The organism is Simiduia litorea (assembly GCF_042853465.1).
Taxonomy (GTDB): domain Bacteria; phylum Pseudomonadota; class Gammaproteobacteria; order Pseudomonadales; family Cellvibrionaceae; genus Simiduia; species Simiduia litorea.
This window is the reverse complement of the sequence record NZ_AP031497.1, coordinates 1,074,526-1,089,014: the sequence shown is the minus strand read 5'-3', so window position 1 is coordinate 1,089,014 and position 14,489 is coordinate 1,074,526. Positions and strand designations below refer to the sequence as shown.

Sequence of the window (14,489 nt, the reverse complement as noted above, 5' to 3'; positions counted from 1 at the left end):
GGGCGAAGACCCGGCGTAAAACGCCTTTTAACCCGCTTCTGCCGGTGTCAGCGTTTGCATGTGTACCGCGTGAATCGCGCCACTGGCAATTTGGTCGGCCAGTATTTTGTACACTAACTGCTGCTTTTGCACAGGCCGCAACCCTTCAAAAACCGCACTAATAACTTTAACGGTGACGTGACTGCCGTCCGAACTCACCTCAACCTGACTACCTGCAATATTAGCCTCAAGCAGCGCTTTAATTTCACTCGGTTGCATTTACCACCTCAATTGTTCACTTTTCGACCACGAACCTCAAAATCAAAGGCCCAAAAACAAAAACACCCCCAATTAAGGGGGTGCCAAGTTTACTGGTTTGTGCCAGCTATTGCACGGCTAACACACTTAAGACTTAGCCTGTGGGGCCTGAGCCCAAAGCTGAATAACCTTATCCACGTCGCCATTGTGCTGCTTAATGGCCTGAGCGAATTGACTACGGAAAGTTTTACCTAAGTTAATACCGTTCAGAACCACGTTAATTAACTTCCACTCGCCTGAGCTCCTATTTTTTGCCATTGTGTAATCAATAACCTGAATACCCGAGGTGGTGGTCACCTCTTGCCGCACCGCTACGCGGTTCTGGCCTTTGGCCTCTGGACCTAGCGGGGGAATATTCATCTCCGCCTCTACGTAGCCCTTCATACCTTTCGCATAGGTTGACACTAAGCTTTCGCGAAATACAGCCTCAAACCGGCCGAGCTGATCTTTTGTCGCGGTTTTAGCGGTATCGCCCATAACCACTTTTGCGATAAAACCAAAATCCACCACTGGTTCTAAAATGCCTCGCATCTCCTGCATTAAGGCAAGCCCCTCTGGGTCTGTAGCATCATCGTGCTTACGCACGGCAACTCGCAAATCATCAACCACCTTCACGACCACCTCATGAGGGCCAACGGCAGATGCTGCAAAACCCACTTGCGACGCCAATAAACTGCCCGCAATTGCTAACGTTTTAATCCAACCCCACATACATCATCCTCAAAATCATCACTTGTTTCACTCGCTTACCAATATACACCGGCCAAGAAACAACGGGTGAATACCGGCTAAATCCCTAGGCCAGCCGACACTGTGTTGCTGACATTACGCGGTTAGCACTATACCATTACCGAATCTAAACTACTCACCATCTGTGACGAGCCGACACATGAGTCAGACAACAGCCTTCATCGAGGCGGGAAAGCGAACCGTAGCTATAGAGTCGCAAGCCGTAAGCGCGTTACAAACACGCATTGATCAACAATTTGTTAAAGCCTGTGAAATCATTTTAGCTTGCCAAGGTCGGGTCATAGTCACCGGCATGGGCAAATCTGGCCACATCGGCGGTAAAATGGCAGCCACATTTGCCAGCACGGGTACCCCTGCCTTCTTCGTGCACCCAGGCGAAGCTAGCCATGGCGACCTAGGCATGGTGACCAAAAATGATGTAGTGATAGCCATCTCAAATTCCGGCAGCTCGGCGGAAGTGTTAACGCTGATACCCCTGTTCAAGCGCATGCAAATTAATATCATCAGTATGACCGGAAACCCTAACTCACCGCTCGCGCAGGCGGCCGATGTTAATTTAGATATCAGTATCAAGGAAGAAGCTTGCCCGCTGGATCTCGCCCCGACGTCATCGACAACTGTCACCTTAGTGATGGGCGACGCACTCGCGGTTGCACTGCTTGAGGCTCGAGGCTTTACCAAAGAAGAATTCGCTTTCTCTCACCCAGGCGGTGCACTCGGTCGACGCCTGCTTATCCGCGCCAGCGACCTGATGCACAGCGGCACTGAATTACCGAAGGTATCGCCGGACAGCCTACTCTCTTCAGCGCTTGTCGAAATGACGCGCACCGGCTTTGGCATGACCACCGTTGTCGATAGTAACGACCAGCTAATTGGCGTGTTTACCGATGGCGATCTGCGCCGCAATGTCGATCAAGGCATTAACCTTGCCACGGCAACGATGGCACAAGTTATGAACAAAAAACCTAAGGCGATTAAAGCATCTCTTTTAGCGGCTGAAGCATTAAACGTCATGGAGCAGCGAAAAATTACCGCGTTGGTGGTGGAGGATGACAACAATCATCCCGTTGGCCTGCTGCACATGCACGATATATTACGCGCCGGAATCGTTTAGTTTTTTAAGAGTTAACAACCATGACCCAAGTGTTAAAAATAGCCCAGTCTATTCGCCTGCTTCTATTGGATGTGGACGGCGTATTAACCGACGGCAAGCTGTATTTCGATAACAGCGGCAACGAAATGAAAGCCTTCAACACGCAAGACGGCCACGGCATTAAGTTGCTACAAAAAACCGGCGTTAAGGTTGGCATCATCACCGGCCGCAGCAGTGCGCTGGTTGAGCGCCGCGCCAAGGATTTGGGCATTTCTATTTTAATACAAGGCCGCGAAGATAAATTTACCGCGCTACAAGAAATACTCGCGAGCCACCCGATCGCGCTGGAACAAATTGCATTCATGGGCGACGATCATCCAGACCTAACCTGCATGGTTAAGGTTGGCCTCGCTATGACTACAGCCAACGCTCATCCAGACGTCATTGCCCAAGCGCACTGGCAAAGCAGCCGCAACGGCGGCGATGGCGCCGTGCGAGAAGCTTGCGATTACCTCATGAAATCCCAAGGCACACATCAAGCCCTGCTCAATGCCTACTTAGGTAAAGACTAAAAGCATGGCATTCCTTAAAAAGTTATTACCGATAATAATCGCAATTATGGTTGTGGTTTATCTTTTTAGCGTAGATAACCCCTCCAGCCGTCTGTTTGATACCGGCAGCAGTAAAGACCAACAAATGGCGCCAGCCTTTTTTATTACGAATTTTATCAGCAAACAGTACGATGTGAACGGTCGATTAAGTCAACATATCACCGGCGCGCGAGCCGATCACTTCCAACCCAAAGGCAAAGCGAGCGATCAAGACTACACCCTCATACAAACAATTGAAGCCCAAATTTTTACGCAAAATTCACTGCCATGGCACATCACCGCTGACCGAGGGCGTGCGACAGAAAAAGGCCAGCAAGTGGAACTGATAGGCAACGTGCACCTATGGCAAGAGGACCCTACTAAAGGCAGAACGGAACTCTTTACCGATCGAATGATCTATTTTACCAAGCGCCAAATAGCCGATACCGATCAACCAGTAAAAATCATTACACCTACGGGCATTACCACTGCAGTGGGCTTAACCGCTGATATGAAAGCCCATACACTAACGCTTAAACATAAGGTAAGAGGAACCCATGCCCCTTATTAACGCCGTTAAAGGTACAACCTTGCTAGCCTTAACGCTGACCAGTTTTTTGAGTTATGGCCTACCCGACGACCGAGATCAACCTATTCAGATTGAGGCCGATAAAGCGACTCAAGATCAAAACAAAGGCATTACTATTTACACCGGCAACGTTCAAATGGATCAAGGTAGCATTCATATTGTTGCCGACAAGATTGTCATCCATAGCGCCGAGAAAAAAGTTAACCGCATTGTTGCCACCGGTGCACCAGCACACTTCCAACAAAAGCCAGCACTCGACAAAGAAGTGATTATTGCGCGCGGTAATACCCTCAAGTATGAAGTTGTGAAAGATAAATTAACCATCACCGAAAATGCACAAGTTGAACAAGACGGCTCCATAGTGACCGGCGACATCATTAATTACGATATTCATCTCGCGCTAGTCGAAGCTGGCAGTCGAGCCAGCAATAACTCTCGGGTTAAAATGATTCTTCAACCTCAGAAAAAAGACAGCGACTCGAAGGAATAGCATGGCTAAATTAAGTGCATTAAATCTAGCTAAAAGCTATAAAGGCCGCCGCGTCGTAATAGATGTATCCATAGAGGTTAACAGCGGTCAAATTGTTGGTTTACTCGGCCCCAATGGCGCGGGCAAAACCACCTGCTTTTATATGATTGCAGGCCTAGTGGAAAACGATGCAGGGCGCGTATTAATCGACGATAAAAACCTGACTGGACTACCCATTCATGGTCGTGCGCGGGCCGGTATCGGCTATTTACCACAAGAGGCATCCGTGTTTCGAAAGCTCACGGTGGCTAATAATATTCTCGCCATACTGGAGACACGCAAAGAGCTCAACCGCAAACAACGTCTTGCGCGCACGGAGGCTTTATTGGAAGAGTTTCACATTACCCATATCCGAGACAGTCTTGGTATGGCACTCTCCGGCGGCGAGAGACGGCGCGTTGAAATTGCCCGGGCACTGGCCACAGAGCCACAGTTTATTTTACTCGACGAACCGTTTGCCGGTGTCGATCCAATTTCGGTTGGCGACATTAAAAATATCATTAAGCACCTCAAAGAGCGCGGTATTGGCGTACTTATTACCGACCATAATGTGCGCGAAACGCTCAGTATCTGTGAGAAGGCCTATATCGTCAGCGAGGGTCACATTATTGCGGAAGGCGACGCCAATACAGTGCTAGCCAACCAACGCGTGCGGGAAGTCTATTTAGGTGATCAATTCACCCTCTAATCTACCCTATGTTCATAAAGGCATGGAGCTTGCTTGTCAATATTGCCTGTGCCTTGAGGGATGACTACACTAAGACCATGCCTCGGCGAAGTTGCGAGGTACTACCTCAAAGGATGTTAGTCATCAAACCATGAAGCCATCACTACAACTCAAGCTCGGTCAACAGCTAACCATGACGCCGCAATTGCAGCAGGCTATTCGCCTACTGCAATTATCAACCTTAGACCTTCAGGCGGAAATTCAGGAAGCGTTAGAGTCAAACCCCATGCTTGAGATTACCGAGGGCGAAGATGGGGCGCAGGACACAGAGGCAAGTGGCGACACCAGTGACAGTGATAACGGCGAGCATGGCGAGACAGAGTTTAGCCTCAGTAAAGAATCGACCGAAACCAATCTACAAGAATTAAACACACCAGAAGCCACGCCCGATAATAACCAGTCCAACGACATGGATAGCGACTGGAGCAACGACATACCGGACGATCTACCGGTCGATACCAACTGGGACGACATCTACACCTCAGGCCCAGCCAGCAGCGGTTCAAGTAGCGACGAAGACCGCGATTACGAGCGCGGCGATACTACGGGTGAGAGCCTGCAGGAACACTTACTCTGGCAGCTCAACTTAACCCCCATGAGCGATAGGGATAGAGTTATTGCCCTTTCAATCATCGATGACATCGAGCCAAGCGGTATGCTAGGCAACCCTATCAGCGACATCGCCGAGGGCCTGAATCAAGAAGAGGAAATGCTCGAAGACCCAGTTGAACTGGACGAAGTGTTAGCCGTTCTGCATCGTATACAGCAGTTTGATCCCGTCGGGGTCGCCGGCCAAGATCTCGCCGAAAGCCTGCTCATACAACTTCGGACGCTGCCAGCGACCACGCCTTTCCTAGATGCTGCTAAGCTTATCGTTAAGGATCATCTAGCGCTGTTAGGCAATCGCGATTACAAGCAACTGATGCGGCGCTGCAAACTGAAAGAAGCTGAATTGGCAGAGGTGATAGGGCTAATCCAAACCCTTAATCCGCGCCCCGGCGAACAAATCGCACAGGCCGATACTGAATATGTTGTTCCAGATGTCTTTGTCAGTAAAAAACAGGATCGCTGGTTAGTGGAACTCAATCCCGACATAGCGCCCAAAATACGCATTAACGCCGGTTATGCCTCACTGGTCAAACGGGCCGATACCAGCCCAGACAACAACTTCATGCGCGACCATCTACAAGAAGCACGCTGGTTCCTCAAAAGTCTACAAAGCCGAAATGAAACCTTGCTAAAAGTCGCCAGTTGCATCGTCGAAAAGCAAATGGGGTTTTTTGAATCTGGCCCTGAAGCCATGCGTCCCATGGTCTTGCATGATATCGCCGAAGAGGTGGGCATGCACGAATCCACTATCTCCCGCGTTACCACGCAAAAATATATGCATACGCCACGGGGTATATTTGAGCTGAAATACTTTTTCTCCAGCCACGTAAGCACGGATGCCGGTGGCGAGTGTTCATCCACCGCTATCCGAGCCATTATCAAAAAACTGGTGGCGGCCGAGAATCCGAAAAAGCCCTTAAGCGATAGCAAAATTACCACATTACTTGAAGAGCAAGGCATTCAAGTGGCGCGCAGAACCATCGCTAAATACCGAGAGTCATTGGGCATAGCAGCATCCAATGAACGCAAGAGATTGATCTAAAAACCGGATCAAGCAACGCCGTAACACTGAGTTTTAGGCGCCCAGCTTTGGCATTTGCACCAAAAAAGGGCAGTTGACAAGCAAAAGCAGCGACACAAAGGAGCAGCCGAATGCAAATAAATATCAGCGGACACCACCTAGACCTGACCGACGCCATAAAAGATTACGTCCACGCAAAGCTCGAAAAGCTCGGGCGACACCACGACCGAATAACCAGTATCAACACCATACTAAGTGTTGATAAACTACAGCAAAAGGCGGAAGCGACAGTACACGTCAGTGGCGCTGAGTTTTTTGCAGATTCAGAGTCTCAAGACCTGTATGCAGCCATAGACCTACTCTCTGACAAGCTAGATCGCCAATTAATTAAACACAAAGAAAAACTCCGAAGCCATCGATAACCCTATGCAGTTTGAAACCCTTCTAGCCCCTCGCCGTGTACAACACGGCGTAGAGGGCGTCAGCAAAAAGCGCGTGCTTGAGACAATCGCCAACATCATCGCCACAGATCTACCAAGTCTGAATGCCGATACCCTCTTTCGCAGTTTAATTGCACGTGAAAAACTAGGCAGTACAGGGTTAGGCCATGGAATTGCCATCCCTCATTGCCGAATCGCCAGTTGTGAAAGCACTATCGGCGCCTTGATTGTCCTCTCGAACCCCATCGACTTCGATGCTATCGACGGTGCGCCCGTCGACGTCATATTTACCCTTATGGTGCCTGAAGAAGCCAATAGCGAGCACTTACAAACACTGGCGAAACTTGCCGAATTATTTCAACAAGAAGATTTTCGTGCGGCGCTCAGAACTGCTGGCTCGAACGAACTACTCTATAGTAGGGTAAACGCCTACCTTGCCACGAAATAAAGGAGCCCCCTCACGATGAGCACGGATCAAAGTACGGCCAAACAATCGCCGCGCTTAATTATCGTCAGTGGCCGCTCCGGTGCAGGCAAGAGTACCGCACTACACGTACTTGAAGATTTAGGCTTTAACTGCGTCGATAATCTACCCCTGCGCTTACTACCCGAGTTGGTACATCAGTTAGTATCAGATCCAACGCCCAACTCTCTGTTCGCGATCAGTGTCGACGCTCGCAACGCTTGGCAGGAACTGCCCAAATTTCCCCAGTTGGTGGCCGATGCCAATGCCAAAGGTATTCGGATCGAAGTCATGTTTTTAGATGCTCGATCGCCGGTACTTATTCAGCGGTTTAGCGAAACGCGACGTAAGCACCCGCTGAGCAAAGACGGAATAAGCCTAAAAGAGGCCACGGTTAAAGAGCGCGAACTGCTGCAACCCATCGTCGACCTCGCCGATTTAGTCATCGACACAACGACTCTAACCCTGCACCAACTGCGGGATTTGGTTAAAAACCGGGTTAGCTTAAGTTCGGACACAAGCATGTCCGTACAATTAGTGTCCTTTGGCTTTAAGCGCGGAGTGCCAGTGGACGCCGATTTTGTATTTGACGTGCGCTGTTTACCCAACCCCTACTGGAAGCCACACTTGAGGGCCTTAACCGGCCAAGACCAACCCGTTGCAGATTTTCTTGAAGAACAAGAAGACACACGCCTCATGCGCAATGATATTTTAACTCACCTAACCCGGTGGCTACCGAAATTCGAACAAAGCAACCGCAGCTACATGACCATCGCCATCGGCTGCACCGGCGGCCAACATCGGTCTGTGTACATGGCCGAAGAACTTTATAAAGCATTGACAGAAAAAACCCCTAAACTACAGCTTAGGCATAGAGAACTAACCGGCACAAAAGGCTAAGCATAGCGTGATTCAGACCCAAATAGAGATCATCAACAAACTCGGCCTACACGCCCGTGCGGCGGCAAAAATGGCCACGCTCTGCGCACGTTTTGGCTGCAAAATACAAACAGGTATTGGCGATAGAATGGTGGACGGCAAAAGCGTCATGTCACTCATGCTACTGGCGGCCGCGAAAGGCACACAGCTGACCCTAAGAACTGATGGCGACGACGAGCAGGAAGCCATGGATGCCATAACCGCTCTAATCAACGACTACTTCGGCGAAGGCGAGTAACGCTGTCGCTTTATCGCTGAGTTGGGTACCATGCGGGCCACTGAGTATCGGCCCGCAACTAATCGACGAGCCGAGCAAAGATTTTGGATATTATCATGGCAAACCACGACCACGCTGACGACCTTCTCGATGGCGAAGAGCTCCCAAAAAGTCGCACCCAAATCAAAAACGAAGCCACAGCCCTGCAAGCGCTAGGCGCCAAGTTATGCGACCTCAATAAAGACCAGCTGACCAAGATCCCGCTTCCCGAAACGCTCCAATTGGCTATCGTGGAAATGGGTCGCATCAAAACCAACAGCGCAAAACGTAGGCACATGCAATTCATTGGGCGATTAATGCGTGAAGCCGATCACGAAGCCATCGCGTCCGCTTACCAAGGTTTAATGCAAGTTTCAGAACAACACGTTTTACAACAACACCTAGCCGAACGTTGGCGCGACCGTTTTATTGCCGACGGCGACGATGCCATTAACGAATTTATGCTGGACTACCCTGACGCAGATCGACAACAACTGAGGCAGTTGGTGCGCACAGCAAAGTCTGAACTCGAACGCGGTAAGCCGCCTGCCGCTGCACGTAAAATCTTTCGTGCGATACGCGACACCATCGTGTCTAACAGCCTTGTTTAGTGAAATCATCTTTTTTGCCGGAATTATAGGCTGCGCCGTTTTTGCAATCTCTGGCGCTCTAGCGGCGGCAGAGAAACAGCAAGATATCATGAGTTTTATCCTACTGGGTGTCGTCACTGGCATTGGTGGCGGTACCATCAGAGATCTGATCCTCAACAAACCCCAAGTGTTTTGGTTAGCCGAGCCGATATATCTTTATGTGTGCGTGATTGCCTCGGCGCTAACCTACTTTATTGCCCACTATGTCGCTTCAAAGCACCGCGCACTGGTATGGATGGACGCCGCCGGGTTGGCGCTGTTTAGCGTGATGGCAACACACACCTCTTTGATGTGGAACGACTCCTGGCTGGTTGCCATAGCCATGGCAATGATTACTGCCTCTTTTGGCGGCGTGATTCGAGACGTTATGCTCGATCAAATGCCAGTAATTTTAGAGCCCGAAATTTACGTCTCGGCAAGCGTAACCGGCTCCTTGGTGTTCCTCATTGCCCATCATTTTCAACTCGATTCATCGCTAAGCATCTGCTTGGGCTTCCTAGGGGCATTCTGCTTGCGCGGCGCGGCCATTATTTGGGATCTCAGGCTACCAAAATATAAGGATTAGCCCTTACTGCTGATCGGGAATAAATTCCAGTGCCGCCGAATTGATGCAATAACGCAGGCCTGTTGGCTCTGGTCCATCGTCAAATACATGACCAAGATGTTCACCACATTTAGATAACACTTCTACGCGACGCATACCCCAGCTGTAATCAGTTTTGAGGACGATATTCTCCGCATTAAACATCTCCCAAAAACTGGGCCAACCACTGCCAGATTCATACTTATGCTCAGATCGAAACACCGGTAATTGACACCCGGCGGTAACGAATGTGCCCTCGCCTTTGGTCTCCAACAGCGCCCCAGTAAAGGCTCGCTCGGTAGCGCCATTCCACATAACATCAAATTGCTGCGCGGTTAATAACTCAGCCCACACATCACGGGGTATCGATTCAAGGTCGCGTTGCTCAGCAATCATTTTTTTTGCTTGATCTATTACGTCATTGCCTACAGGGGCTTTATCTGCACAAGCACATAATGAGCATAAGAGGAAAATAGAACCAATAATCCTAGTCATGGCGGCACCTCGGTTAACAGTCGATGAATGAGGATTAGAGGCGCATAGGCTTAATTTGTTACGCTGAAGAGTTTATTAAGAAGGTGTGCATCTAAGGCTTTACAGTGCAGAATTTCAATAGCAAGCCCAGACCTAAAAATCTAGATAGTCAAAGCACTTAAGGTACGCAAACAGAATCAAGCACTCGCCCGATGCATTCAAGTCCATATTGCCTACAGATTGTCATTCACATTGCACACATCAATCACATGCCGGCGTTCACATCTCATTCTCGTTGTCGACGGTTGCAGCGGCCGGCTCACTGTCAATAGGATTATTGTCGGGGCCTGTTTTTTTCGAGTTCAAACCTTGTTGATCCAACCCTTTCGCTGAATCTGGTTCGCTATTCTCAGCACCTTGCCTAACAGGAGCCTGAACACCGGCACTCTTTTTCGGGTTGTCCGCTACCTGTTTAAACTGCATGGTTGGGTTATCTAGTGCCCCAACCACCTGATAATTGACACTAGTCATTTTATCAAACTGCTTTTCAAATAATCGGCTTGCAACAAACACCCCTGCAGCGACGGGTAAACCGGCTGAAACCGCGGCGATAAATGTTAAATTGTCTAACACCGGCAAATTCACGGTCAATTTAGTGTCAATGGTGTTATCGACTAAATTCACCTGCCCTTGCATCTGCATTTTACTCGATGGCGTTTTTACCGACACAGGTGAGTTAAACTGCACCAAGCCTCTATCAAATTGCAATGCGCCTTTGACTTCATCATAGGCCATACCACTGGCGTAGACGTCAGAAAAGTCCAACTGCAAGCGGCGAATCCAAGTATCAAAGTTAAATATTCCCATCAGTCGCATCAACGCATTACTGGCGGAGGCATCGGCACGCATAAAGCGGCCATCCTTAACCTGAAACTCCACATCACCACGCAAGCTTTCCAACTTAACGGAGTGAGGATCACCTCGCCAAGCTAGATTAGCGTTAAATGTCGCCTTGTTACTTTCAATTAACTTCTTTGTCTCAAAGGCATCCATCACCGCGCCTAGATCGCCCGCCTGTACTTGCCCAGAGAATACAGATTGATTACTGTCATGATTCCACGACAAGCTTGCTCCCCTAGCGTCGGTATTGGGTAAGGCCGTTAGAGACAAGCCGAATAAAGCACCCGTAATATTATCGATATGCCAAGTGTCTTGCTGTATATAGGAGTCAAACGTCAATTGACCAATATTCTTTTCCTTAACATACAAACTCGCTATAGCCGCATGAATCTTCGGCAGGGAGCTTACCCTTTGCCAAGCCAGCTCTGCCTTTTCTAGCGCCAATGCTTCCATGTCCGCAGTTGCGTCTTCAGACGACTCGCTAGACGCGGGCTCCTCGTGCAATGTTTCTTGCGCAGGCCAAAGCGGCAATCTTAAAACTTTCAAGGAGAGATCCAATGGACTGTTTGTCGCTAGCGGTAGATTCAAAGTACCTGCCAGCCTCTCATTTTGTAAACTAAACACCCAACGGTCAGCACTTTTTATACCTTCTAAGTGTGTTTCACCTATGTCGTGCTGGCCATCTAATAATAACTGTTCGGTGTCGAGCACAATGTAAAGTGGCAAGGGGGTGACGCTATCTGACTGCGGCATGACGTCAGCACCCGCAACACTTTCATCAGGAGAAACATCAAGCGGAGCACGTATAGCACTCCACTGCCCATCAAAAGCATTTAGCCAAGCACTCACGTCAAAGGATTGAAAGCTCGCACCCAATCGAAGCATCGGCTGTGCCGGTAATCGCGCCTGACCAAATAGCTGTACAGCACCTCGATTGAAATTAAACCCCTGATCAGCCTTCGACCACAGGAGAACCGTATCTACAACATTACCTGCACGCGCGCTAACGTTTAAACTTTGCTCAGTGAGCGGAATATTTAACGTAAACGGCAATGCCTTATCGGGCGTTTTACCCAAGGGCGCAGGCAGATTGACGTTGAGCCCGATGAGGTCACTTGTAACGCCAATATTTACCAACGCGTCACTGTCTTGACCCCGCCCCCATGGAACGTCTATCGTCACGGAATAATTCGAAACACCCGAGACTTGTTTAACCGGCGAAAAACCCGCCCAACTCACTAAATCGGCAATATCTGCCTGGGCATCCAACGTTATCCCCAACACTTGCCTGCTACCCTTCAGCTCAGAACTAACACGTAACGGTTGATCCCACAGACGGCCACTTAACGAACGAATAACGATTGCATCCTGGCTTGATATTTTTAATTCACCGGTTAAATCTGTCGCTGATAGCTTTAAAAAAGGAAGCGCTAAGTCACCGTTTGCAACCTCGACCTGAACATCAAACCCCAGCTCATCAGCACCCTCCGTCATAGGTACATTTAACGCCAAATCGGCTGTAAAACGCCCATTCATGAGCCAATCAGCAAAGGTGTGGTTGGTAATTTCGGCTAATGGACTTTCAGCCAAGAGTTTCTGTCCATTGGCCAATGGGCCAGCCAGTCGACCATCAATCAATAAATTTGAAGAGCCATTCTCCTGAGTGATCAACTCCACCTTAGCGTGCTGTAAGCTAGAGTCATAAATTCGCCCTGCCGTGGCATTAACAATCAGGTGCGATGTATCTAGAACCAGTTCTGCGCTCACATCGGATACTGCTGGCCAGGGCGAAGAGTAATCGAGTGCAGCATTTTCAATATCTAGCCACAGCTGAACACTCGGCATGCGCGCTAAAGTGCCAGAAATAAAACCATGAAAAATAAATCCACCTTGGCGAACATCGCCCTGCTGCACCGCAACATCAAGCCACTGCCGTAAGTTTTCGGACACCACAAAGGGCACATACTTCTTATGGTATTGAGCCGCTGATCCCTCGATACCAATTTGTAGTAAAAGTTCTAGCGTGTGATCTTCACGCTGCAGCGGCGCATTAATGTATAAGAAGCCTGTGGCATTTCCGTCTTCACCAGCCAACCGAATAGGCCCGCTATTAACATAAAGCGTTTTCTCATCAGGTTTAAGCCACCAAGCTACCTGTCCATTAGCCGTCTCATAATCCATGGCATTTTCATAGACAGTGGTATAGTGCATGCTGAATCCTTGGCGACTATCCAAATCAACAAAACCACTATCTTTTGTTGTTTCTAAGTAGCCATCCACGCCAGTTACAGCCGGCGCACCTCGCCAAGCAAGGGCCGATACATTAGCCAAATTAGTTTGCAATAAAAAAGTTGATGGATCAGCTTGAGGCCACGTCAGATGCACATTTTGAAGGCTTCCCGCTGGGCTTAGTTCATCGAACACTTCAACCAGAGCTGGCGGCAACAACTGGCTATCATTCAACCATTTGTGCCAATACTGCAGCACCACACGATCGGCATTGAGACTCATGGCCTTTTCAGCGTTCGATTGGATTTGCACAGCAAACGCAGGGTGTGCAGTATCACCCCATTGCATATTGATATTTTGTAATTGTAAAAGCCAATTACCATCAAAATTAGCGTCGCCAACAATTTCTGCTTCGACGGACCGAAAGGGAACTTGATGACCTTTTAATTCAAAGGGTAAACCACTCAAGCTAACGCGACCCAACCAACTCAGGCCTTTGTCTGGCGCCAGTGTTAGCCAAGCTTCAATACTCGCCTGACCTTCCCGTCGCCACTGCCCCTCGGGCAAACTTTGCCAATAGCGTCGAGCAACTAACGCCAATAATTTTTCGGTGGGAAAGTCATCTATTCGTAGATAAGCCTTGGAACCAAACTCAGAAATATCGAAGGGGTCGCCGCTACCTTCCATAATTATAGATATTGCTTCTGGTTTATCTTCCAATTGAATAGAGGCACTTAATCGATGACGATTGTTACCATGCTCCAGCAATATCCTATTCACTGTAACTTCAAGCTCATGACCACTGACGAGGCGAATTCGAGTTTTTAAATCAATTAAATTCACCTGTTTTCCAATCAGGAAAACATCTCGTAAATCATCGAGCGTGTAAGGCGTAGGTGCTGAATCTTTAACGGCGCTCGTGTTCGAACTGAGCCCTTCAAGACTAAAAGAACCGCTATCATTTTCAACAAAATTACTTCGTAAACCCAAAAACTCAACATCCGAAAAACGTAGTTGCTGCTCTAATACTGTGTCGATTAAATCCACTTCGGCTAGCGCACTTTCTACTTCCAACACCACTTTCCCGTTGGGTGTAGAAATAACCAAACCCTCTAATGCAAGCACAGGTAACAAGCTTTCCCAGCGAGCATCGAGCGAGTTAATAGCCACCTGCATGCCCAACTTATTGGCGAGGTAATCAACCAAAGGCTGGCGATAATCCGCAACCATCGGTGTCGCCATTCGGCCTAACTGTACAAATAGCGCACACAAAATTAACAGCAGTGCGATAAGGCGCCAGAAATGGCCTAGGGTGATGGCAATAAAGGAGCCGAGTTTTTTCATAGTGTG

16 protein-coding genes are annotated in these 14,489 nt (G+C 48.9%); 12 read left to right on the top strand and 4 right to left on the bottom strand.

Annotation, left to right across the window (positions count from 1 at the left end; translation table 11 throughout):
• Positions 1-27 precede the first annotated feature (27 nt).
• Together ACGHTT_RS04810 and ACGHTT_RS04805 are read right to left on the bottom strand one after the other, a co-directional pair.
• Positions 28-258 carry a BolA family protein gene (locus tag ACGHTT_RS04810; RefSeq protein ID WP_390593852.1) on the bottom strand — a complete coding sequence of 77 codons (231 nt, stop codon included), beginning with the start codon at positions 256-258 and terminating at the stop codon, positions 28-30.
• Positions 259-384: 126 nt separating this feature from the next.
• Complete coding sequence (locus tag ACGHTT_RS04805) at positions 385-1,008, bottom strand: phospholipid-binding protein MlaC (protein WP_390593850.1); 624 nt, start codon at positions 1,006-1,008, stop codon at positions 385-387.
• Positions 1,009-1,186: 178 nt separating this feature from the next.
• Here ACGHTT_RS04805 and ACGHTT_RS04800 point away from each other — a divergent pair, with 178 nt between their 5' ends.
• The 12 genes from ACGHTT_RS04800 to ACGHTT_RS04745 all read left to right on the top strand — a co-directional run bounded on the left by ACGHTT_RS04800 (position 1,187) and on the right by ACGHTT_RS04745 (position 9,518).
• On the top strand, positions 1,187-2,161 hold the full coding sequence (locus ACGHTT_RS04800; RefSeq protein ID WP_390593849.1) for a KpsF/GutQ family sugar-phosphate isomerase: 975 nt from the start codon (positions 1,187-1,189) through the stop codon (positions 2,159-2,161).
• A 20-nt stretch (positions 2,162-2,181) separates the two neighbouring features.
• The gene (locus ACGHTT_RS04795; protein WP_390593848.1) at positions 2,182-2,712 is read left to right on the top strand and encodes a KdsC family phosphatase; all 531 of its coding nucleotides are present in this window, start codon (positions 2,182-2,184) and stop codon (positions 2,710-2,712) included.
• A 4-nt stretch (positions 2,713-2,716) separates the two neighbouring features.
• On the top strand, positions 2,717-3,301 hold the full coding sequence (gene lptC, locus ACGHTT_RS04790; protein ID WP_390593847.1) for an LPS export ABC transporter periplasmic protein LptC: 585 nt from the start codon (positions 2,717-2,719) through the stop codon (positions 3,299-3,301).
• Complete coding sequence (lptA, locus tag ACGHTT_RS04785; protein ID WP_390593846.1) at positions 3,288-3,809, top strand: lipopolysaccharide transport periplasmic protein LptA; 522 nt, start codon at positions 3,288-3,290, stop codon at positions 3,807-3,809. Before lptC ends, lptA begins: the two co-directional genes overlap by 14 nt.
• Before the next feature lies 1 nt (position 3,810).
• A complete protein-coding gene (gene lptB, locus ACGHTT_RS04780; RefSeq protein ID WP_390593845.1) occupies positions 3,811-4,536 on the top strand; it encodes an LPS export ABC transporter ATP-binding protein in 726 nt (241 codons plus the stop codon).
• 130 nt (positions 4,537-4,666) lie between these two features.
• Positions 4,667-6,226: an RNA polymerase factor sigma-54 gene (locus ACGHTT_RS04775; protein WP_390593844.1), complete on the top strand. Its 1,560-nt coding sequence runs from the start codon at positions 4,667-4,669 to the stop codon at positions 6,224-6,226.
• A 110-nt stretch (positions 6,227-6,336) separates the two neighbouring features.
• Positions 6,337-6,627, top strand: a complete 291-nt coding sequence (hpf, locus tag ACGHTT_RS04770) for a ribosome hibernation-promoting factor, HPF/YfiA family (protein ID WP_390593842.1) — start codon at positions 6,337-6,339, stop codon at positions 6,625-6,627.
• Between the two features lie 4 nt (positions 6,628-6,631).
• The gene (gene ptsN / locus ACGHTT_RS04765; protein WP_390593841.1) at positions 6,632-7,093 is read left to right on the top strand and encodes a PTS IIA-like nitrogen regulatory protein PtsN; all 462 of its coding nucleotides are present in this window, start codon (positions 6,632-6,634) and stop codon (positions 7,091-7,093) included.
• A 15-nt stretch (positions 7,094-7,108) separates the two neighbouring features.
• Entirely contained in the window at positions 7,109-8,008 is a 900-nt protein-coding gene (rapZ, locus tag ACGHTT_RS04760; protein WP_390593840.1) for an RNase adapter RapZ, read from the top strand.
• A 7-nt stretch (positions 8,009-8,015) separates the two neighbouring features.
• Positions 8,016-8,285 (top strand): HPr family phosphocarrier protein, encoded by a 270-nt coding sequence (locus ACGHTT_RS04755; RefSeq protein WP_390593839.1) that lies wholly within the window; start codon positions 8,016-8,018, stop codon positions 8,283-8,285.
• 95 nt (positions 8,286-8,380) lie between these two features.
• A complete protein-coding gene (yjgA, locus tag ACGHTT_RS04750; RefSeq protein ID WP_390593838.1) occupies positions 8,381-8,914 on the top strand; it encodes a ribosome biogenesis factor YjgA in 534 nt (177 codons plus the stop codon).
• Positions 8,874-9,518, top strand: coding sequence for a trimeric intracellular cation channel family protein (locus ACGHTT_RS04745; RefSeq protein WP_390593836.1), 645 nt, complete (start codon positions 8,874-8,876; stop codon positions 9,516-9,518). Before yjgA ends, ACGHTT_RS04745 begins: the two co-directional genes overlap by 41 nt.
• Before the next feature lie 3 nt (positions 9,519-9,521).
• On the opposite strand, the gene msrB is transcribed toward ACGHTT_RS04745, so the two are convergent.
• Both msrB and ACGHTT_RS04735 read right to left on the bottom strand, forming a co-directional pair.
• Entirely contained in the window at positions 9,522-10,031 is a 510-nt protein-coding gene (msrB, locus tag ACGHTT_RS04740; protein ID WP_390593835.1) for a peptide-methionine (R)-S-oxide reductase MsrB, read from the bottom strand.
• Positions 10,032-10,289: 258 nt separating this feature from the next.
• Complete coding sequence (locus ACGHTT_RS04735; protein WP_390593834.1) at positions 10,290-14,483, bottom strand: YhdP family protein; 4,194 nt, start codon at positions 14,481-14,483, stop codon at positions 10,290-10,292.
• Between the last annotated feature and the right edge of the window lie 6 nt (positions 14,484-14,489).